The 23,047-nt window shown below is 56.3% G+C and carries 12 protein-coding genes; 7 read left to right on the forward strand and 5 right to left on the reverse strand.

Going from position 1 to position 23,047, the window contains the following annotated elements:
• Positions 1-50 precede the first annotated feature (50 nt).
• Genes FGU71_RS08855 through FGU71_RS08870 form a run of 4 tightly spaced genes read left to right on the forward strand, consistent with a single transcriptional unit; the run spans position 51 to position 9,363 of the window.
• Positions 51-1,442, forward strand: coding sequence for a multiheme c-type cytochrome (locus FGU71_RS08855; protein ID WP_142788227.1), 1,392 nt, complete (start codon positions 51-53; stop codon positions 1,440-1,442).
• Positions 1,443-1,484: 42 nt separating this feature from the next.
• Positions 1,485-3,398, forward strand: coding sequence for a heme-binding protein (locus FGU71_RS08860; protein WP_234035703.1), 1,914 nt, complete (start codon positions 1,485-1,487; stop codon positions 3,396-3,398).
• 2 nt (positions 3,399-3,400) lie between these two features.
• A complete protein-coding gene (locus tag FGU71_RS08865; protein WP_142788229.1) occupies positions 3,401-5,257 on the forward strand; it encodes a hypothetical protein in 1,857 nt (618 codons plus the stop codon).
• Positions 5,257-9,363, forward strand: coding sequence for a hypothetical protein (locus FGU71_RS08870; RefSeq protein WP_142788230.1), 4,107 nt, complete (start codon positions 5,257-5,259; stop codon positions 9,361-9,363). The genes FGU71_RS08865 and FGU71_RS08870 overlap by 1 nt, the downstream gene beginning before the upstream one ends.
• Before the next feature lie 97 nt (positions 9,364-9,460).
• Here FGU71_RS08870 and FGU71_RS08875 read toward each other — a convergent pair whose 3' ends face one another.
• Genes FGU71_RS08875 through FGU71_RS08890 form a run of 4 tightly spaced genes read right to left on the reverse strand, consistent with a single transcriptional unit; the run spans position 9,461 to position 15,408 of the window.
• Positions 9,461-10,306, reverse strand: a complete 846-nt coding sequence (locus FGU71_RS08875) for a metallophosphoesterase (RefSeq protein WP_234035704.1) — start codon at positions 10,304-10,306, stop codon at positions 9,461-9,463.
• Between the two features lie 26 nt (positions 10,307-10,332).
• Positions 10,333-12,090: a cytochrome c3 family protein gene (locus tag FGU71_RS08880; protein WP_142788232.1), complete on the reverse strand. Its 1,758-nt coding sequence runs from the start codon at positions 12,088-12,090 to the stop codon at positions 10,333-10,335.
• Positions 12,091-12,100: 10 nt separating this feature from the next.
• Positions 12,101-12,964 carry a hypothetical protein gene (locus tag FGU71_RS08885; protein WP_142788233.1) on the reverse strand — a complete coding sequence of 288 codons (864 nt, stop codon included), beginning with the start codon at positions 12,962-12,964 and terminating at the stop codon, positions 12,101-12,103.
• Positions 12,964-15,408: an NAD(P)-binding domain-containing protein gene (locus FGU71_RS08890; protein ID WP_142788234.1), complete on the reverse strand. Its 2,445-nt coding sequence runs from the start codon at positions 15,406-15,408 to the stop codon at positions 12,964-12,966. The genes FGU71_RS08885 and FGU71_RS08890 overlap by 1 nt, the downstream gene beginning before the upstream one ends.
• A gap of 128 nt (positions 15,409-15,536) precedes the next feature.
• Here FGU71_RS08890 and FGU71_RS08895 point away from each other — a divergent pair, with 128 nt between their 5' ends.
• Positions 15,537-16,478 carry a tetratricopeptide repeat protein gene (locus FGU71_RS08895; RefSeq protein ID WP_142788235.1) on the forward strand — a complete coding sequence of 314 codons (942 nt, stop codon included), beginning with the start codon at positions 15,537-15,539 and terminating at the stop codon, positions 16,476-16,478.
• Between the two features lie 89 nt (positions 16,479-16,567).
• Here FGU71_RS08895 and gdhA read toward each other — a convergent pair whose 3' ends face one another.
• Positions 16,568-17,923 (reverse strand): NADP-specific glutamate dehydrogenase, encoded by a 1,356-nt coding sequence (gene gdhA / locus FGU71_RS08900; RefSeq protein ID WP_142788236.1) that lies wholly within the window; start codon positions 17,921-17,923, stop codon positions 16,568-16,570.
• A 242-nt stretch (positions 17,924-18,165) separates the two neighbouring features.
• Here gdhA and FGU71_RS08905 point away from each other — a divergent pair, with 242 nt between their 5' ends.
• Positions 18,166-19,881, forward strand: coding sequence for a BCCT family transporter (locus FGU71_RS08905; RefSeq protein ID WP_142788237.1), 1,716 nt, complete (start codon positions 18,166-18,168; stop codon positions 19,879-19,881).
• 354 nt (positions 19,882-20,235) lie between these two features.
• A complete protein-coding gene (locus FGU71_RS08910) occupies positions 20,236-22,962 on the forward strand; it encodes a TonB-dependent receptor (protein WP_142788238.1) in 2,727 nt (908 codons plus the stop codon).
• Positions 22,963-23,047: the final 85 nt, after the last annotated feature.

Consider the following 23,047-nt stretch of genomic DNA (forward strand, 5'->3'; position numbering starts at 1 on the left):
CTGGTTCGGCGGACATTGAAGACACAGGCGCATCTCGCGGGGGGAAAGAGATGACGACACCAAAGTTGCATTGGCTGCCCGTAGAGGCGACCGGCCGGAATATTGGATTCGTGGCCAGAATTGTGGCGGCTCTTTTCATGCTGCTTGCCGTGCCTACCAGCATTGCCAATGGAAACGCGACCTATGAAGGCGTCGCCAGTTGTGCCGGATCGACCTGTCACGGGCGCGCCGAAGGCAACGGCACCGTTGTTCGTCAGGATGAAATCGCAACGTGGCAAGAACCTTCCTCGCCCGGCGGTGCCCACAGCCGCGCCTATGCTGTCTTGGCAGGCAAACGGGGTCAACAAATTGCCTCCACGCTCGGCCTTGGTAAAGCAACGCAGGCTCCAGCCTGCCTTGGCTGTCACGCGACCTATGTTCCATCTGCCCAGCGCGGCGACCGGTTTCTGACATCCGACGGTGTCGGTTGTGAAAGCTGCCATGGTCCGTCAGGTGAATGGCTGGCGGCCCATTATGCGCGGCCTGCAACCCATGCCTCCAATGTTGCCAAGGGGCTGACGCCGCTGGAAAATCCTCAGGCACGCGCCAATGTTTGCCTCGATTGCCACTATGGTTCGGCCAAGACGGGCCAGTTTGTCACGCACTCCATGATGGCGGCGGGACACCCGCGTGTCTCCTTCGAGCTCGACCTGTTTAGCGCGCTGCAACAGCATCACGATATTGATCAGGATTACACCGCACGCAAACGCGCTCCGAATGCGCTGCGTTTCTGGGCCGTAGGTCAGGCCGAGGCGGTCAAGCGCGCGACCAGCCTGTTCGCAAAGCCAAAATTTGGATCAGAAGGTGCGTTCCCGCAGCTTTATTTCTACGATTGTCATTCATGTCACCGTACAATCACCGACGCGCAGCAGCGCAAGCTGACATTTGAGACCAATCCGGCACGCCCGATTCCATTCGGCAATCCACCGTTCAATGATGAGAATATCATCATGCTATCGGCCGTCGCAGGGGCTCTGGTTCCGGGCCAAGCGGATAGTTTCCGCGCTGCAAGCCGCGATTTTCACCGCGCAATGGGGGCGAGCGCATCGGATGCCCGTGCGGCTGCACAAACACTTTCGCGCAGCGCCGATGCTCTTTCCGATGCTCTAAGCCAGCGGGCCTACGCCAATGCCGACGCGTTCCGGGTGATCGATATTATTTCAGGCGAAGCAACTGCGGCTCGTTTTACCGATTATGCCGGATCGGTTCAGGCTGTGATGGCGATAGACACTTTGCTCAATGCGCTTGTCAAAGAGGGCCGTGTCTCAGTTGGCGCGGCGGCCGGTATTCGAAGAGACATTAACCGGGCCTATGCTGCGGTTTCAGAGCCTAATGGATATCGTCCGGCTGATTTCCGCGTGGCGCTCAGATCCGCCTCTGGTGCAATTGGCAGGTTGCGGTAATTGATGGCGGGGGGCTGGAAAATATTGACCGCAGCGCCGCTCATGGTGCTGGCTTCATGCGGCGGAGGCGGGGGGTCTACGCCCAGCGGCGGCGGTACAGGATCAGGTCCGGCAACACCGCCGCCATCAAATCCGCCCCCTGCAAATGGCGTTTACAGCGTACCCGCTGCGGAGAGTTTGAGCGCGTCCGAAGTCGGTACAATCATCGCTCAGGCAGCCGCGCAGGCGGGGCAGCAGGGCGAGGCTGCAACAATTGCTGTTACAGACCGCGTAGGCAATGTTCTGGGCGTGTTTCAAATGCCGGGTGCAAGCGCAACGGCTGCCATTCCGGGCGCGCCCAATGGACAGAATATCGACGCTCAAGGCTTGACGATCCCGGCAACGACCGCGGCCATCGCCAAAGCCATTACGGGCGCTTATCTTTCCAGCGGCGGCAATGCATTTTCAAGTCGCACGGCCAGTATGATCGTGCAGGAGCATTTCCCCCCAGCTCCCACAACAGTAGGGCTGGAAAGCGGGCCTTTGTTTGGGGTGCAATTCAGCCAGCTCCCGTGCTCTGATCTCGTTAACCGCGCCAGCGATGGAATGATCGGACCACAGCGTTCGCCGCTTGGGCTGTCTGCTGATCCGGGCGGCTTCCCGCTTTACAAGAATGGCGTTGTGGTCGGCGGAGTGGGCGTCATCGCTGATGGCATTTACGGCGCGGATCTGAATGTTCTCGACGTTGATAATGATGCGGATGAACCCATCGCGCTGGCAGGTACAATCGGGTTCGAAGCGCCTGTCAGCATTCGTGCCGATCGTATTTTTGCCGATGGAACTTCGCTGCGTTACACGGACGTTACCTATTCCCAATTGAGCGCGGTTGGCGGGGTCAGCTTTGCTGGTACGCCGGGCGCTTTGGTGCCGGTAGCTGGCTATCATTCTGGCACCGCGTTGATTGCTGGCACCGCCTATGGCAGCGAAGCATCGGGAATTCGGCCCTCGACCAGTGGTGAATTTTCCATCACCGATGCATTTGTCCTGTCGAACGGAGCAGGCGCAAACCGCTTTCCGGTGCGCGGGGGAACAGACGGCGCAGACATTGGCGCTCCGATCACCAGCGCAGAGGCGCGCGCTATCCTGGAGGAAGCGTTCAAGGTCATGAGCCGTGCACGTGCTCAAATCCGGCAACCGCTTGATAGCCGCGCGCAAGTTTCCATCAGTCTCGTCGATACGCGCGGCCGCGTTCTTGGCATTGTGCGTTCTCCCGATGCGCCGATTTTCGGGATCGACGTGAGCTTGCAAAAGGCGCGAACTGCCAATTTCTTCTCGGGGTCGTTTGCCGCCAATGAACTGTTGGCGACGCCCGGTGAAATCCCGCAATTTGTTGGCCGTGTTCGCACGTTTCTGAATGACCCCGCTGCGCTTACCGGTGCCTTTGCTTTCGCTGATCGGTCAGGAGGCAATCTGTCGCGGCCATATTTTCCTGATGGGGAAGTTGGTCAGCCTCACGGGCCGCTCTCTCGCCCTATCGCTCAATTCAACCCGTTCTCGACCGGTCTGCAATCCGCGTTGATTGTCGGCAATGTTGGCCAGCATCTTGGCTTTGTGCAGGGCGCGAATGCCGATACGCCAGACAATTGCACGTCTTTGCCCCAGATCGCCGCGGGCGAGACGCGGCTTGATAACGGGATCCAGATTTTCCCCGGATCAGTGCCGATTTATCGCGGCAATGAGCTGGTCGGCGGGATTGGCGTGTCAGGCGATGGTATCGATCAGGATGACATGATCTCCTTCCTTGGTCTGCATAATGCGGGCCAGCGGGCGGGAGGTGTTGGCAACGCGCCGCCAGATATCCGCGCGGATCGCATCGTTGTACAAGTAGGCGGACGTCAGGTCCGGCTCCGTTATGTCAATTGTCCGTTCGCGCCGTTTCTTGATACGGACGCGCAAAATGTCTGTGAGGGTCTCTGACAATGTCGGCTGCCTTCATGCCTTTCGTATTCCTTGCGCAGCCAGCGATGCAGGCCGAGCAGCCCCAGATACGCACGCAGCAGCAAGAGAATGCGGCGCAGCCGGAATGGGAAGAGGAACCGCCAAAGGTCGATCCGGAGATTATCGACGGGCGCAAACGGCCCGGTTTTGATGCTCCGCTGCCCGATCGGGTCGAACAGGAAAACGAAGGCGCGCTGCGCGCTCCGCCGCCGGAGGCTTTTCCCGTCGATCAGATCCCTATTCCCGATCGTTGGCGCCTGATTCAGGATCTGAACCTCGTTAAAGAGAACATCCTAGATCCGTATAATCAAAACACTTATAAGGGTGATCGCCCGATCAATCCGGATAAGGTTCCGTGGCTTCCTATCAAAGGTGATGACTGGTTTTTTGTCGCCAATGTCATCAGCGATAGCGTTTACGAGCCGCGCACTTTTCCGATCCCCGTCGGGGTCCAGACAACCGAAGATGCTGATCGTCTCGATGTATTTGGCGATGATTTTTCGACGGTTCTGTCGCAGACTTTCATCGTCGGCGCAGCTTTGTTGAAAGGCAGCACAGCGTATAAACCGCCCAGCGTCGAATACCGTGTAACGCTTGCTTACAATGTGAACTATGTCGACGTCCCAGAGCGTCGCGTCCTGTTTGTTGAACCGTCGCTGGAAAGCGATCGGCTTGATCACTTTCTTGGTGTTCAGGAAGCCTTCGTCGATTATCACTTTACTCAGTTTGATAATGACCGGTTCGATTTCATTTCAATCCGCGCCGGTATTCAGCCGTTCCAATCCGATTTCCGCGGGTTCCTGTTTAACGATCAACAGCTTGGTGTCAGGTTGTTTGGCAACCGGGACAACAACCGTTTTCAATTCAACCTTGGCGCGTTTTGGCGGTTGGAAAAAGACACCAATAGCGGCCTGAATTCGGTCGTGAAATCTCCGCGTGATGATGTCGTGTTTATCGCGAACGCCTATCGTCAGGATTTCTTGATCCCTGCACTGACGAGCCAGATAACCTTCGCCTATAACCGCAACCGCGAAGCGGGCGATATCGAGATCGACGATAATGGTTTTCCGGTTCGCCCGGCATTGCTCGGTAACTTGCGTGGACGCGATTACGACGCATTCTATATCGGTTATAATGCCGATGGCCGCATCGGCCGCGTCAATGTGACGGCGAGTGCCTATTGGGTATTAGGCGAAGACCGCAACAACATCTTCACGGGTGAGCCAGCCGATATCAACGCACAGTTTGGCGCTGTCGAGCTCAGCTATGACCGCGACTGGATGCGGTTCCGACTGTCAGGCGCCTATCAAAGCGGCGACAGCGATCCGTTTGACGATACGCAAGGCGGCTATGACGCTATTTTTGAAAACCCTGTTTTTGCAGGGGCTGACACGTCTTATTGGATCAGACAAACGGTCCCGTTCGCTGGCGGCGGACGGGCAGTATCGGTGAATGGCCGTAATGGTATTCTCAACAATTTACGAAGCTCGAAAGAGCAGGGGCAATCGAACTTCGTCAATCCCGGCCTGATTTTGACCGGAGTTGGTGCAGATTTCGATCTCACCCCAGAAATCCGCCTATCCGCCAATGCCAACCACCTCTGGTTCGAAGATACGACCTCTTTGGAGGTCCTGCGAAATGAAGGGTCTATCCCGAAAGAGATCGGCTTTGACCTGTCGGCCGCTGCAATCTGGCGGCCTAAAGCGAACCAGAACATTGTTTTCCGTCTTTCCGCCGCCGCGCTTGTCGCCGGTGACGGTTTCCGCGATCTATTCGACGCGCGAGGCGGGGGCGATGAATTTGTCTCCGTCCTTGCTAATGTGGTGCTGACTTACTGATGAAACAGCTACGTGCATCTCTGCTTCAGCAACTTGCCCTGATTTTGGCGATCGTTACTCTTGGCGCCGCGGTCTTTTCAAATGAGACGCAGGCGGCGGACAAGGAAAAACCGGTCAAACGCGATTACAGCCGCGTGATTGCCCCGCCTGCTCCTGCGAACCAATCGGTCGCGGACATGATGGCCAAATCGGAAGGGTGCAACACCTGTCATGTCAAGACAGACGCTCCAACCATGCATGCGACGCCGGCTGTTCGGCTAGGTTGCACCGATTGTCATGGCGGTGATGCAGGTGTGCGCGGCAATTCCGAGCTGCCGCATGACCATCCCGAATATGTCGCATCGCGCGACCGTGCCCATGTATTGCCCAAATATCCTGACAGCTGGCACTGGCCGTCTTCGGCGAACCCGAAACGGTCATATGCACTGCTGAACAAAGAAGCGCCTGAATTCGTCAAATTTGTGAACCCGTCCGATTACCGGGTCGCGCGTGAGGCCTGCGGTTCCTGCCACATCCAATCAATCGAAGCGGCAGAGCGATCGATTATGGCAACTGGCGCCATGTTGTGGGGCGGTGCATCCTACAACAACGGAATTCTGCCGTTCAAGAACTACCTGCTGGGAGAGGCTTACACGCGCAATGGAAAGCCTGCGAAGCTGGTGTCACCAACCGGCCCGACGGGCGAGCTGACAGAGCGCCAGATTGCGCGCGGCGCGATCAAGGAAATGTATCCGCTGCCGACATGGCATGTGATCCCGCCGGGCGATATTTTCCGCGTATTTGAACGCGGCGGTCGCACGATAAACTCGCAGTTCCCCGAGATTGGCCTGCCTAATCCGACTGGCCAGATACAGCGGTTGGAAGAGCCGGGACGACCTGATCTGAAACAGTCGAACCGGGGGCCCGGCACCGGATTGCGGGTGGCGATCCCTGCGCTTAACATTCACAAGACGCGTCTCAATGATCCGTTCACATGGTTCATGGGCACCAACGATCAGCCGGGCGATTATCGCCACTCGGGCTGCGCCAGCTGCCATGTCGTTTATGCCAATGATCGTGAGCCGCGCCATTCGCTAACCTACGCGAAATATGGCCGTGATGGTCAGACGATCACGAGCGATCCGACGATTGCGAACAAGCTTGAAAAAGCATCGAGCTATGACAAGGATGATGAAGGTCACGGCGGGCTGAAACAGCCGGGCAAGACCTATGACGATGATTCGCTGACTATTGATGGCAAGATGAAAGAAAAGGGGCACCCGCTCCAACACATTTTCACCCGTTCCATACCGACCGCGCAATGCATGAATTGCCACATGCATCAGCCCAACATCTTCCTGAATTCGTATCTAGGTTACACGATGTGGGATTACGAAAGTGACGCGCCGCTGATGTGGCCGAAAGAACAAGCATATCCGACCGCAGAAGAAGTGCGCGAAGTCATCAAACGCAATCCCGAAGGCGCGGCTCCGCGCGGCAAGTGGGCCGATCTTGATTTCTTGCGCAATGTCTATGACCTCAACGCAGAGGCCAAGGACACGCAATTTGCCGATTACCACGGCCACGGCTGGAATTTCCGCGCAATTTTCAAGCGCGATCGTGAAGGCAACTTGCTCGATAAAGACGGCGAGATTGTCGACAATGACGATCCTGAAAAATGGCGCAAAGAAGGCGAAGGCAAATTCGTGGAACCCGGCACCAATCCGGGGAAAGCCGTTCACCTGATGAGCATTCACGCCGAAGTCGGCATGCAATGCGCAGATTGCCATTACGAACAGGACAGCCATGGTAATGGTTTGATCTACGCCGAGGTCGCAAACGCGATTGAGATCGGTTGCAAGGATTGCCACGGTACACCGGACAATTACCCGACCTTGCGCACCAGCGGCCCAGCGGCTCCGCCCAAGGGTCACGATCTTGCGCTGCTGCGCAACCCGGATGGCCAGCGCCGGTTTGAATGGATCGATCAAGGCGATGGCTCCCGCAAGCTGATCCAGCGTTCAATTGTCGATCCAGAACTTGAGTGGGAAGTCAGCCTTGTCAAAGATTCGGTCGACCCGAAAGCGCCAACTTTCAACGCGAAATCAGCGCGTGCGAAACTCATGAGCAAATACGGCGCAGAGACCGGTAATTTCGAGTTTGGCACTGGTGTTGAAGAAGGTGACCGGGCGCATCAGGATCCGGAGATGGCGTGCTTTACCTGCCACCTGTCCTGGACGACGTCTTGCGGCGGTTGTCACTTGCCGATTGAGGCGAACTGGAAGACCAAGTCTCACCGTTATGAAGGCGGCGAAACCCGCAATTTCGCAACGTATAATCCCCAGGTGGCCCGTGACCAGATGTTCCAACTGGGCAAGCACCAGACCACCAAAGGCAATCAGACCGCACCGGTCCGGTCATCCTCGGCGCTGGTCCTGTCATCAACCAACATCAACCGCGAACGCATTTATGTGCAGCAGCCGCCGATAAGCGCGATCGGTTTTTCCAGTCAGGCCTTTGCGCCGCACTTCCCGCATACGGTGCGAGGCACAGAGACAAAGGGCTGTTCGGATTGCCATTTGTCCGAAGCAGAGGATAACAACGCCATCATGTCGCAGCTGCTGCTGCTTGGCACGAATTATGTGAACTTTGTCGGGATGCATGCGTGGACCGGACAGGAAGACGGGTTTACCGCTGTAAGGGTCACCGAATACGAAGAGCCGCAGGCCGTTATCGGATCATATCTGCACAAATACGCCTATCCCGATTATTGGGGCATGCATGTCGACAAGAATGGCCGCGAGCTCAAAGACTGGATCCGCGGGCAGGCATTTGACGATGATCTGAGCGGTGAGACCAAGCCGTTTGAGGAATTCGTCAATACCCACGAAGGAACCAAGGATCGCGTGGGCTGTCTGCAATTGCGCGGCGAATATATGTTCGTTGCAGAGGGCAGCGGCGGGTTCCGCGCTTATGATGTGGCATCAATCGCGAACAAGGGTGTGTCGGAACGGATCATCACCGCGCCATTCTCGCCTCTGGGTCATGATACGCATGTGGATACGATCGATGCGACATGCATGGCTTTGGCTACAAACCAACCGATTGCCCCGACGCGTAGCACACCGGAAATGCGCAAGATTAATCAGGAACAGGCCTTTCTGCCGATCTACGATTACGCGGTGATCACGGACGCTGCCGAGGGATTGGTACTGGTCAATGTGAATACGCTGGCTGACGGCGAATTTCGCAACAACAAACTTGACCGTAAAGTGTTTGCCGATGGCTCGAACGCATGGAACCCGAACGGTGTTCTAAACGGGGCACGGCACATCCATTTGGCTGGCGAGGTTGCCTATATTACGGCGGAACGCGGGCTTGTGGTGGTTGATCTGGCTGATCCCGCCTCACCCAAAGTTGCGGCGGTTCGCGAGCTTGATGATGCCCGCGCCAGTGCAATCCAGTTCCGATATCTCTGGGTGACCGATAGCGCTGGCGTGAAGCTGTTTGATGTGACGGACATGCGCAATCCTGTCGCAGTCGACGATGGAACAGTGGCTCTTGCGGATGCGCGGCGGATTTATGTGGCGCGGACATATGCCTATGTTGCGGCCAAGGATGAGGGGCTTGTGATTATTGACGTGACCCGTCCGCGCGCCCCGCGCATCACGCAAAAGGTAACGTTGGGCGGCACATTGAACGATGCCGAAGACGTTATTGTGGCATCGACCAATGCGTCCCTGTTCGCCTATGTAGCGGACGGTCGCAACGGTATGAAAGTACTCCAACTCACCAGCCCAGATAGCCAGCGTAATTTTTACGGCTTTAGTCCGAAACCGGTGCCGGAACTGGTTGCGTTTGCGAAAACCTCGGCGCCGGCGATTTCGCTTTCAAAAGGGCTTGAGCGTGACCGCGCGGTTGATGAAACCGGCGGCCAGATGGCAGTTTTTGGCCGGTTAGGCTCGCGGCCGTTTACCCGGCCTGAGATGGAAAAATTGTTCATGACCCGATCCGGCATTCCATGGAAAGTATCGGACGAGGTCAATATGAACGCATGGCTGGGCGCAGATCTGGACGAGGCGCCCCGAAATGTGCGCCGGCGTGAGGATGCGCTTCCGGGAGAATAGACTGGCAGGTTCGGGCGCTTTGCTGACCTGCGTCTGCCCGCGCGCCCTGCGCAATTGTAGCCGCAATTCTACAAGCGATTACCCGTGTAATTAAATGTCAGGTGCGCTCGTCGAGCAAGCCCTGCATCATCGGCTTTAGATTGTCGCCATACCGCGCCAGGGTTTGCCAGTTGCCCACCGGCTGGAGATGCGTGACGAGCGTATCGTCATGCCAGCGATGAAGGCTGTAGAATGGCGGTTCTGCATCAACGATGCCGCGTTCATCCGCGATTTCGGTATCGAGCGGTCGCAAATCTAGAGTGACAGCCGGAGCTACAGCAGGAGTGACACTCAAAGGGATGCCAGCGACAGCAGAGAATAGCGGGCGGTGCAAATGTCCGCAGGCAATGCCTACAATGTGGCTATAACCGGTCACCGTGCGGTGGAACCGCTTATACCAGTCTTCGGTTGTCTTGGGGTCCATCCAGTCGATTCCGGCAACAACCGGGGGGTGATGCATGAAAATCATCGTCGGTGTGGTCGGATGGGATTCCAACTCGCGCGTTAGCCAGGCAGCACGCTTCTCGCAAAAACCGGCGCCATGGCGTCCCTCATCAAGAGAGTCGATGCACAGCACGCGAAAGCCGCCGAGTTCGATTGCATATTGCACAAAGCCGTCAGCATCTTCGAAACCGGGAAAGGCTTTGACCAGCACGTCGCGCGTGTCGTGATTACCGGTCATTGGGTACACCGGGAACGGGCAAGCCTCGAGAGCTTTCTTTAGCCGATCATAGCAATCGGGATCTCCGCCATCGGCCAAGTCCCCTGACAAGATCAAAATGTCAGGGTGAATATCTTGCGCCAGAATATGATCGCGCACATCAAGAAACCGTTTGTAGTTGAATTCTTCCTCACCCGCATTGGGATCGAAGCCGATATGAATATCGGTAATCTGCGCGATCAAAAGCGCCGGTTTGGAATCTCCAATCCTCAGCGCTTTATCCCTTCCAGAATTGCCACCAGATTGGGCGGCAGATCCTCGGGTTCATCCGGAGCCCAAGGTTTCGCAGGCGTATGATAAGCGTGACACATAGCGCAGCTTGATGGCACGATTTTCTTGGTTTTCACAGCGGCTTCGCCTTTGTGGCAATCGCGGCAACTTTCCAGATCCGGGATCAACAGGTCTGTCGCTTCGTCCGATCTGTCGGCAGCATGGCAGCTTACGCAGGTTTCATCCTCGTGCGCTTCGTGGCTGAAATAGCCGTGCATCAGGAATTGATCGGGCAGGTTCACCGGCATCACATCCGGCGTGCCGTTCGTGGTGGTTGGCAGGTGACATTCGCCGCACACACCGTTGGGGCCGAGCGCATTTGTGATTGAAAGATATGCGCCAAATGGGCGGCCAAAGTTGGAATAATACCGGCGGCCTTGGGCGAATTGGCCCGGACGCGTGCGGCCGCTTGAAGCTGCGGGACGTGACCCGCGATTGACCTTCATCAGATCAGCGCGAAGATCATCAATGTCGCCGTGACGCAAGCTGGTAAAGCCCGAACCGGAGCGTCCCGAAACCAGACTGTGGCAGCTTTCACACGATGCTTCCATCTCGACCGGCTCAAATCCAACCTTGTCTTCTGTTTCGCTATGGCAATCACTGCATTCAAGCGGAGCGCCATATTTGCCGATACTCAAAGCCATCTTGGCTGCGCCGCCTTGTTCATCCATGTGGATATCATGCGGGAAGATGAGGCCGCTCATCTCAACGGGATCGGCAGAGAGGGATACGCGCATCGGTTCTTCCGCCGCGAGCTTGGTGTAGAATGTCGGACGGAATTGCGGGTGTTTCTCGCCAAAGTCATGCGCATTACCGATCGAAGTGTCGGTCAACCGGGTATCAAGCTCATTATGACAATCGGAGCAGAATTGCTGGCTGGCGGGCTCAAGCTTTACAGGTCCTTCGTGCTCGCTGTGACAATTCACGCAGCCCAGCGGGCCTTCCTTGCCAAAGCTTTCGGCAATCTTCCATTGGATGGCATCGCCGGTGCTGAATGGCGGCATTCCTTTTGCCAGTCGCGGCGTTTCGGCGTGGTCGCCCAATTCCTCATGACACGTCAGACAGGTCGCATCCTGCACAGATACGAATGGCGTAACGTGGCAGGCCTCGCAGTTTTCTTCCAATTGATGGTGCGCCAGACTGAGCTTGCCCGTGCTCCAGGTGCTATCGAAAACAACCTGTCCCGGCATTTCGGACTCAGGATCATTCTCAACCGGATCCCGCGTCAGGTGCGTGACAATGGGAACGGTGAGAAGGGCAATCAAAATCACCGCAGCAAACGCCCACGACATAATCCGTTTGCTGGGCAGGGCGCTTGCTAGCGCAAATCCCCGCAAAACATCTTTGGTGTCGGTATTCTCGGCCTGCTTGATCGTGATGCTGGTTGTGCCACCGCGCCCGATGGTGAGGCGCGAAGACCCGAGCGCCAATTCAGCCCCGGCAGACGGAGCGATTTCGGCTGAAGTCTCTGTACGGCCATCAATCCCGAACCCCAATCCGCCAACGGACCCGATGATAAGCGTGCCATCAGGCGCCTCTTGGATACGAACATGGTGCTGCTCCACCGCAAGATCGGGCAGGTGGATGTCATTATCGGTGGCGCGGCCAATGGTGAGCTCGGATTGCTCAACGGTGCGATCACGGACGATTTCCCGCCCGGCGGCGGTGAAATCAACGGTGCGGATCAGGAACGCCATGCTCTTGCCCTCACCAATAATAGAACACGCTCACGACATGCGCGAGCAATGCGGCGATCAATGCGATGGTCGCCGGAATGTGGATGAACAGCCAAACTTCAAGCAGCGCACGGATGCGCAGGTGGCGGCGGATTTGAGCGAGTTGTTCGGACCGGCGGGTTAGCAGTGTGGTCACGCGTTCTTCGGCCTCACTCCTGCTGGATGCCATGTTCTTGATCGCTTTTGCAGTGGTGCAGCCGGGATATGAACCAGTCAGGCGGCCCAAAGCGCCGCCGTAAAATACATCCTGTTCCAGCGCGGCGATGACCAGATCGGATTGCGCCCGGTCCAGCGGTTGTGCCGCGCTTTCAAGCTGGCGGTCGATGGCGGTGAGCGCGTCGATCATTTCGCCGCGCGTCAATTCTTTGCGGTTGGAGCTAAGCTCGGCGGGCAGGGTGGCATACGCCCAGACACCGTAAATGCCAGTGATGATAACCAGCAGCATAAGCACATAGGCCAGCGTGTGGACGTTCCACCCGATCTGGAAACCGGTGTGCAGCGTACCGATCACAATCAGCGACAGGCCAAGCCACACATGCGCGCTGGTCCAGTTTTTCAGGCTCCAGTGCCCCGTCGTTATCTTGCGTTTGCGAACACCCAGCAATGACAGCCACAGGATCAGGAGCAGACCGATCGTGCCAAGCGTATACCCATACCAACTGCCGCCATTGGGACGGGGCTCCTGATCGATCAGCGCATACCCGGCACCCGTAACGATGCAGAGCACCACAGCAATTTTCAGCCAGCGCCAGTTGCGATGTTTCAGAAAACTGACGTGGTCGGCATCACGCCGCTTTTCGTCCTGCTGAAATTTGCTTTGCGGTGCGCTGGCCATCACTCAACATCCTCGGTGATCTTGGTGAAGGTCAGGAATTTGTCAGGTGACACACGGATCGCGGCACCTGTGGGGCATGCGCGGACACAGGCGGGACCGCCTTTGATACCCGCGCACATATCGCATTTGATCGCCTGCTTGGGTTGCTCTGGATCGCCATTCGTCTTGCGCCATTTGGCGGAAGCCTCGCCGGGGCCGGGGCCGCTGCCAAAAAACAGCCATTGCAGCAGTGAAGGTTTCTTCGGCGGCTTTGGATCCATCCGGATCACACCGTACGGGCAGTTGCGCTGGCAATTGCCGCAGCCGATGCAGGTTTCATCAATGAAAACTTCGCCATCGGGTCCGCGCTTGATCGCATTGGGCGGACAATCGGCCATACAATGCGGATGCTCGCAGTGGCGGCATGACGTCGGTACATGCAGGTGCGCGTAAGTCTTGCCCGCTTCCCGGTCGAGCCGCGAAAGACCTTCATGCGCGTCTGCACAGGCATTCTCGCAATTGTCGCAGCCGATGCAGAGTTTCTCATCAATCAGCAACACGTCGGTCGCTTCGCCAAGACCCTGATCCACGAGGAAGGATGCAGTTTCGGAATACATATCGACAGCGCCGTCAAAATCATCCTTGCGGCTCTCGATAAAGGCGTTGATTTCACGGCGATTGGCCATGTCGGTCATGGCCTGTTCGCGGACCCGCGGATTGCGCTCCATCAGTTCCATAAACCCTTCGCCCGGCAGACGAATGACCTCGGATTTGATGGCAGCCTTTACCGTGGCGCTACGCAAGGAACCGTCGATCACAGCCATCTCTCCGACATAACTGCCAGCAGGAAGGTAGGAGAGGAAAACCGGTCGCCCGCCAATCGCTTTTTCGACGATCATCGAACCGCGGCGGATGATGAAGATATCTTTGTCGTCCGCGCCTTCTTCGATGATTACCTGCCCTGCGCGAATGGCCATTACCTCGGCGCTCTCAACCAATGGCGCGACGTCTTCCTTGGTCAGGCCGGATCCGAACATTTGCAGCAATTGCCGCTCGACAGAGATCCGGTTAACAGCCCGCGCCGCACCCGGCGACGTGGCGATCAGTTTCAATGCAGCAGTGCGGGATAGTTCGATTGCAACCACTGGTTCGGCCGCCCGAATGGTCGCGCCGCGCCGCCTGCCCGAAATCAGGCCGACCTCACCAAAAATTGATCCCTGCTCGATGGGAACCGTGATTGATGGGTCGTCAGGATTGACCTCAACCGCAACCGCGCCTTCGGCGATGGCGAACATCGATGATCCCGGCGCATTGCGCGTGAACACCACATCGCCCGCTTCATAGGCGTGGACAGTGCTGTCGAGCATCAGCTCGCGCAATTGCAGCGTCGATAACTCTTCCAGGATCGAGACATTGTCGCCAAAAACACCAAGCCAATATTCAACATCGTGATTACCGGGCAGCGCGGCGAATTTCTCTGCCAATATCGGTTCATCAGCGGGTTTGAGCTCCTCGTTTCCGTTCAGAAACTCGATGACGTCATAACCCTGGTTCATGCAGTGCTTGATCAAAGGGTATCCCGCCAGCGCCCCGATTACATGAATACCGGGCTTGGTCGTTTCGAATGCAGGCGTCAGCTTGGGAAAGGCGCTGCGTTCCTCGCTCGTGAACTCGATCCCCATTGCCTCGACAAATCCGCGCGGCGGCTGTGAGCCGGTGCGTGCGATGATACGGTTGCAGGCAATGGTTTCCTGACCGTCGCGTGTTTCCAGCACCATTTTGCCGTCTGCGACTTCGGCCGGGGTGGTTTCGCGGCGCACGCTGATGCGTCCGTCCTGCTCGGCTTCTTCCAGCAATGCGACATTGGCGGCCTTTGCACGGGCAAAGCTATCGCCGCGATTGAGGATCGTTACAACGTTGCGCTGCGCATCGTCTGCCGCCAGACCAAGCGCGTTTTCAATGCCAGCATCACCCGATCCGACGACGGTGATATGTTCATCGAAATATTCGCCGGGGTCATCCAGCTGATACTGGATCATCGGCGAATCCGCGCCAGGGCAGCGGAGCATGTTGGGATTGCCCTGTGTGCCGATCGACAACACTATTGTTTCTGCGCGCACGGTCTCGCCGTTTTTCAATGTGATCGCAAAATCGCCCTTCTCGCCTTCGACTTTGGCGACTTCGGCATTCATCATGACATTTACATTTTGCGCAGCGGCCTGTTCATCCCAGATGCCGAGGATGGTCTCTCGTTTACCCGCATCAAATTCGAAATCACTGCGCAACACCAGATTGGACGGCGTCGCCATGACGTGTTTGCCCTTCTGGTATTTGTAGATCGTATCAGAAAGGTGGTCTGTTTTTTCTAACAGGACGTGGCTCATGCCCAGCGCCGCAGCGTGCGCGGCAGCGCTCAATCCGGCCGGGCCGGAACCAACAATGGCGACTTTGTACAAGTCCGACAATCTACCCTCCCCCCTATGGATAGATTTATACCCTCCATCACCATACGGATGTCAGGCAAAGATGCCAGAGGCAATTGCTCCTTTGTCGACGCAATGATACCTGACAAAGCATTGGATCAGGGGCAATTATGACAGATGATATTCGAGCGGCTGAATCAGGCGGCGGATCAAAGGCTGGTTGGGTGCTGTTGGCAGCGGCGGCGCTGCTGGCGGCTGCATCGGTTGCATACAATGTGCTGGACGCAGACGGCGGCGAAGGGGCGGTATCCGAACAGGCCGGTACCGAGCCGACACTAGCGGAGCTGCGCCAGCTTGCCGAAGCATCCAGCGATGATGCCGGTCCATGGGGCGATCTTGCCTATGCGCATTTCGAGCAAGGCGAATTTGCCGAGGCTGCGACTGCATATGAGCGCGCAGTAGAGATCGATGATAAAGCGGCTGTATTGTGGTCTGCGCTGGGAGAGGCGCGGGTCATGGCCAACGATTCAAGCGCGGCGGATGCTGATCCGCTGCCAGCCGATGCACTGGCGGCGTTCAAGAAAGCGATTGCGCTGGATGCGACCGATCCGAGAGCGCGGTATTTCCTGGCGGTGAAGAAAGATGTCGATGGGGACCATGCCGGAGCGATTGCAGCGTGGCTCGACCTGCTTTCCGACACGCCGCCAGGTGCCCCGTGGGAGGAAAATCTTGTCGCAACAATTCAACAGGTCGGGGCGATCAACGAACTGAATGTGGAACAGCGGCTATCGGCGGTAATGGATGGCAGGATGCCAGCCACCGCTGCTCCTGCCGCGCCGGGGCTGCGCGGGCCAAGCGAGGCGGAACTCGCGGCGGCAGGCGCGATTCCTCCGGGCGAACAACGGACCATGGCCGAAGGGATGGTCGCTCAACTCGAAGCGCGGCTCCAGTCCGAACCACAGAACCCTGATGGCTGGGTCATGCTCATGCGCAGCCGGATGACTCTGGGTGAGCCGGGTAAGGCGAAAGCGGCTCTCAGCGCAGCAGTCGCAGCCAATCCCGATCAGGCCGAAGAATTGCAACGTCAGGCGCAAATGCTCGGCATCCAATAGGCCCGGAATTCAATCGACAAAGAAAAAGGGAGCGTTCCATGCCCTTCTATGCCCGGAACGCTCCCTTTGTTTGATTTGCCGCGGCTTTATCAGACCACGCCGAATGCCAGCATCGCATCTGCAACCTTTTTAAAGCCTGCGATGTTTGCGCCTTTGACATAGTCGACATAGCCTTCGCCATTGTCGCCGTATTCCACGCATTTCTCGTGGATGCCTTCCATCAGATCGGTAAGCATGTCGCCAAGCCGTTCCTGATTCCAAGAGATGCGTTCGGAATTCTGGCTCATTTCCAGACCTGACACGGCCACGCCGCCTGCATTTGCGGCCTTGCCCGGACCATACAGGATTTTGGCATCGTGGAAGACTTTCACACCTTCCAAAGTGGTGGGCATGTTTGCGCCTTCGGAAACACCGATACAGCCATTGCTAACCAGCGATTTCGCTTCGTCTTCGTTCAGCTCGTTTTGGGTCGCGCAAGGCAGTGCAAGGTCGCACGGTACATCCCAAGGGCGCTTTCCTTCGTGAAATGTTGCATCGGTAAAGTGATCGGCATATTCGCTGATCCGGCCACGTTTCACATTTTTCAGATGCTTGACCCAATCGATCTTTTCCTGATCGATCCCGTCAGGATCATGGATAAAACCGCCGGAATCCGAAAGAGTCAGAACTTTTCCGCCAAGCTGCGTGATCTTTTCTGCCGCGTGCGTCGCGACATTACCAGAGCCTGATATGACGGCGGTTTTGCCTTCGATACCGTCGCCTTTGTGCTTCAGCATGTTCTGCATGAAATACACCGCACCATAGCCGGTGGCTTCGGGGCGCATCTGGCTTCCGCCGAATTCGATTGCCTTGCCGGTCAAGACGCCTTCCCAGCGATTGGTTATGCGTTTGTATTGACCAAACATATAGCCAATCTCGCGCCCGCCAACGCCAATGTCGCCTGCCGGAACATCGGTGTCCGGGCCAATGTGACGGTACAGCTCAGTCATAAACGCCTGACAGAAGCGCATCACTTCGGCATCACTTTTGCCGCGCGGGTTGAAGTTCGACCCGCCTTTGCCTCCGCCCATTGGCAAGCCGGTGAGCGAGTTTTTGAATGTCTGCTCGAATGCGAGGAATTTCAGAACGCTCTCGGTCACGCTCGGGTGGAACCGGATGCCGCCCTTGTAAGGGCCGATGGCGTTATTGTTTTGAACCCGCCAGCCGCGCTGGACCCGGATATTGTGATTGTCATCTTCCCAACAAACACGGAATGACACGACACGGTCAGGCTCAGCAATGCGGCGCAGGATCTGCGCCTCATGATATTCGACTTTGTCTTCCATGAATTCGAAGATGTCTTGCGCCACCTCCTGAACTGCCTGGATGAATTCTGTCTGTCCTGGATTGCGTTTTTTCACGCCCTTCATGAACTGATCTAGATCAACGTGATCGGAAACGGCCAAAGTGATTCTCCCCCCAAAAAAATAAAGCGTCCCGTCGTTTTCTATTTTGCACGGTCAGTATCAGCGTAAAGTCAGCCGCTTGCAAGGGCGAAGCATGAGGGTTGCAAAAGGAAACGAGCTGACTAGGCTTTAAGGCTCCTCCATCAAGCTTTGCTGTTCACAGGTCTATCATTGGCCTGATCACGCGCAGCGCCATTTCGCGCAGACTTATCTTGCGCAAACCAAACAGAGACCTGTCATTCATGACCGAAAAGTCAGCAGAAGCACTTAATTCAGACGACTGGCCAATTGATCCCCCCTTGGTTGAGTTGTCGATCCAGACCCATGACCGCGGTTTCTATGATGGTTTCAGCCGCGAGGTATCAATTCCAGCCAAGATCATTGTTTCCATGATTATCATGTGGGCGATCTTTTTTCCGGTCGCTGCGATGGATACGCTTGAGGTCGCAAACTCCACGATCATTTCGAGCTTTAGCGGCTGGTATGTCTATCTCGTTGCAGCGTTGGTCGTCGTGTGTTTGGTTCTCGCGATCCTTCCCCAAAGCGGCAGGTTGAGGATTGGTGCGCCGGATGAGAAGCCAGAATTTTCGCGCTTTTCATGGATATCCATGCTGTTTGGAGCAGGTATAGGCATTGGCATGCTCACCTATTCCACGGGCGAGCCGCTTTCACACTTTGCCAACAATCCAGACATCATTCGCGGAGCTGTAGAGGCCCGCACAGCCGAAGCGATCAGCTCTGCATATATCTGGACATTCCTGCACTGGGGGTTTGGCGCGTGGTGCACCTATGCGCTGGTCGGCCTTGCAATCGGATATGTGTCACACCGAAGAGGCCTGCCTTTGACGATCCGGTCCAGCCTTGCACCATTGTTTGGCAAATCGATGTCCGGCGTGTTTGGCCATGCGGTCGATGTTGTTGCGGTCGTCGCAACCATCCTTGGCGTGGCGGTCACCATGGGGCTGGGGGTCGAGCAATTCATTGTCGGGCTTTATCGCGTCGGCATGGGGGACTGGCTGGTTCAGGCAGATGGCACTGCGAGTACCGCTGCGATCGTAGTGGCGCTGATTGTGCTCGTCGGCGCATCGACGATCAGCGCGCTTTCAGGTGTTGGGCGGGGCATCAAATGGCTTTCCAACATTAATATGGTGCTTTCATTCGCGCTTTTGGCGTTGTTCCTTGTTGTCGGATCTGGCCTGTACGGGCTTGAATTGTTGGGCATGGGCATCTGGGGCTATATTGTAACGCTGCCCGCCCATTCGCTGACGCTGTTCAGCGGGGGAACCGAGATGGGTGACGCGCTGGTCCAGTGGCAGCTCGACTGGTCGGTGTTTTACTGGGCTTGGTGGATCGCCTTTGCGCCGTTTGTTGGCATGTTCATTGCCCGCATTTCACGCGGTCGAACGATCCGCGAATATGTGATCGGTGTGGCGCTGGTACCGGCGTTGATGTGCTTTGTGTGGATGGCTTTGGTCGGCGGTACTGCCATTGATCTTGAGCTTAGCGGCGTCGCCCAAGGGGCCATATTCGACGCTAACATTTCTGATCAACTTTTCGCCACGCTAGCGGTGATGCTGGGCTCGGACCTGGCGTTGATCGTATCGGGGCTCGTTGTGATCTTGCTGATGACGTATCTGATTACCTCTGCCGACAGCGCGATTTTGATCGTTAACACGATCAACGGAGCAGGCGAGGACGAGGGCGGACGGCGGTATCACATTTTGTTCTGGGGCTTTGCCTTGGCGTTCGTGGTTGGCTCAATGCTGATTCTGGGCGGGATCGATGCGATCCGGATAACCATGATCATCGGCGCTTTGCCGTTTTCTATCGTGGTGGTCGCAATGGCGGTTTCGATCATCAAAGCGGTTGTTTATGATTTAATCCGCAATCATCACGGCGTCCCCTGCACCGCAGAAGCGTGCGAAACTTGGGACGGAAAAGTAACCCCTGCAGAATAATTTATGTGGCATTTTCATTTTTATAAATAAAAAATGATGCTTACTTGCCACTATTTGAATTTCGAAGTTACGCGGCAAAATATTGATAAAGTAAAAGTTTAACAAAACTTGCAAACGTTGAGAAATGCGATGCTAAGACTTTAAAAATACTTCATCTGATGCCTGTGTTGTTATTTTACAACAAGATTGCCTTTGCGTGCCAAATCTTACCGTGCAGCTGTAGCCACCAATGTATCGGCTTGTTAATGGGAACGCAATCGAACGCGATGCTTTCTATCTGCTGTTCGTTTCTTGGGTAACGCCGTTGCAGTTCCGCAGCGCGACCTATCTCAAAGCTCAAAAGGGGCATAATAAATGTCGAAGTTCATTGGCGGCGCGTCAATTAGCGCGCTCGCAGTTGCTATCGCATCACCTGCTGTCGCACAGGAAACCACCGCTCAACCACAAGCCGGGCAACCTGAAGCGCGTGGCGGTGTCAAAACCATCGTGGTTACGGCTCAGCGCCGTAGCGAAGATCTTCAAGACGTTCCGGTTTCGGTCGCCGCCATCGGCGCTGAACAGTTGGACGAGCTGAATATCGCTACTTTCGAGGATTACCTTGAACAGCTTCCAACGGTTACCGCTGGCGGTAATGGTCCAGGACAAAGCACCATTTATATTCGCGGTCTGGCATCGACCACGCCCAACATCACCGTAGCCGGTGTTGCCGGTCTTGCTCCTAACGTTGCGCTGTATCTTAATGATCAGCCGCTCGCGCAGCCGGGTCGTAATCTTGATGTATACGCAGCTGACCTTGAGCGTATCGAAGTCCTCTCGGGCCCGCAGGGTACCTTGTTTGGTGCCAGCTCGCAGGCCGGTGTTGTTCGTTTGATCACGAACAAGCCAAGCCTGAACGGTTTTGACGCGGCATTCTCTGCCGGCCTTTCATTCACCAAAGGCGGTGAATCGAGCTATCAGGGCGAAGCGATGCTCAACGTCCCTGTGACCGATAACTTTGCGCTGCGCGGTGTTGTCTATCTCGATGATCAGGGCGGCTACATCGACAATGTCCGCGGAACACGCGATTTGCGCGAAAGCGCGCGTTTCCGCACGGCGGATACCGTGCGCTCGAACGGCGTTGTCGTCGGCGCGGGCCGTGCCGGATTTCAGTCCGCCGAAGATCCCAACACTCCATTCATCGACAACCCGGCACTCAGCCCGAACGTTACGTTCCTTCAGGCTGACAATGCGGGGATCGCGCAGGACAACTTCAACGACACCCAGTATGCCGGTTTCCGCGTAACGGGTCTGTGGGAAGTTACCCCTGACTGGACCGTAACGGTGGCTCATCAGCGCCAAAGCCTTGAATCGGACGGTGTTTTCTTCGCCGATCCTGAATTGGGCGGGCTCGATGATCTCCAGATCGAGCGTTTTGAAGAAGACCGTCTCGAAGACAACTTCTCCAACACCAGCTGGACGGTCGAAGGCCGTCTCGCGATGCTCGATGTGGTTTACACAGGTGCATACACCGACCGCGAAAGCACACAGCGCGCGGATTACACCGATTATCTGTTCGCTGGTCAGTATCTGCCATATTACATCTGTGATGGCAGCGTCAGCTATCCGGCGTACAATGCGGATCCAGGCAACCCGACCGGGACATGTCAGGCACCGAACCTTTACGTAAACTCTGTCAGCGACACGACGGTGTTCACTCAAGAGCTTCGTTTCAGCACGCCGGACGATTGGCGTGTGCGGTTCCAGGGCGGCGCATTTTATTCCGACCTTGAACTGCGTGAGCGCGTAGATTTTGCCTATCCGGGCAATGTTGCCGCCGCACCATTCGGCGGTTTCCCGCAGAACTTTGCGTTCCCCGGTGCATTCAACACAGACTCAGGCGCGTTCCCGGCTGAAACGATTTTCCGTAACGACATTCTTCGTACGGACGAACAATTCGGTCTGTTCGGTGAAGTGAGCCTGGATATTGTTCCAGACCTGCTGACTGCAACATTTGGCGCGCGGTATTACGACATCGAAGTCGATCTTGCAGGCGGCGCCAACGCGACCTTCTGTAACACTTCGGGCGTCGATGAGAACGCGTTCGGAACCAACATTTCCGATCTCTATGACGGCGATGGTCAGTTCTTCTTCAACCTGACCTGTAACGATTCCGTGCGTCAGACCTTCACTCTGGCGGATTCTCTGGATGATATTCGCACCGCGCTTGCGCCGGCGTTCGGCAATCCGACTTCACTCGAAGCGGCGGCTGTTCGCGCGTTCAACTCTGTTCGGGCACCGGATACGGCATCGACAAGCGGCACGATTTTCAAAGGCACAGTCACTCTGACGCCAACCGAAGATCTGATGTTCTATGCAACATATTCGGAAGGCTTCCGTCCAGGACTGCTTAACCGTCCAGGCGGTGTGCAAGGCGCGAATGGCTTTACGGTCCCGTTCGAACTTGAGACCGACGAAGTCCAAAACTATGAATTCGGTTGGAAACTTGATCTGGTCGATGGCCAGGTCCGTCTGAACGGTTCGGCATTCTTCGTCGATATTCAGAACCTGCAAACCACGATCTTCGATCCGTCGATCACCAACCTGTTCTTCTCGGACAACGCAGCGAACGCTGAAATTTATGGTCTCGAAGCCGATTTCACGATCGCTCCCTATGCCACGCCGGGGCTGACCATTGCTGGTGCGTTTTCGATCCTTGATACGGAAATCACAGAAGTTCTGACGCCGACGAACGATGTGCTTGCTGGCGAAGAACTGGCCTATGCGCCGGGCTTCCAAGGCAACCTGCGCGTTCGTTACGAGTGGGACCTGTCGAGCACGACCGAGGCCTATATTCAGCCTCAGATGAGCTATTCGGCAACGAAATTCACCGATATCATCGAGATCAACAAAATCGAGCTCGAGAGCTACACGCTGTTTGATCTTCGTGCGGGGATCAAGAAAGACCAGTGGTCGTTCGAACTCTTTGGAGAGAACCTGTTTGACGAGCGTGCCCAGATCTCGGGTAACTTTGGCAACGACCGTCCGCGGATCGTAACCAACCGTCCGCTTACAGTGGGCATGCGCATCGGCTTCGATTACTAATCGAGCCAATCCGATCAAATCAAAGGGCGGGGGTGAGCAAGGCGTTCACTCCCGCCTTTCTTTTGTCCCCCAGACTTGTCTAAAC

Origin of the sequence: Erythrobacter insulae (genome assembly GCF_007004095.1) — a bacterium.
GTDB lineage: Bacteria > Pseudomonadota > Alphaproteobacteria > Sphingomonadales > Sphingomonadaceae > Erythrobacter > Erythrobacter insulae.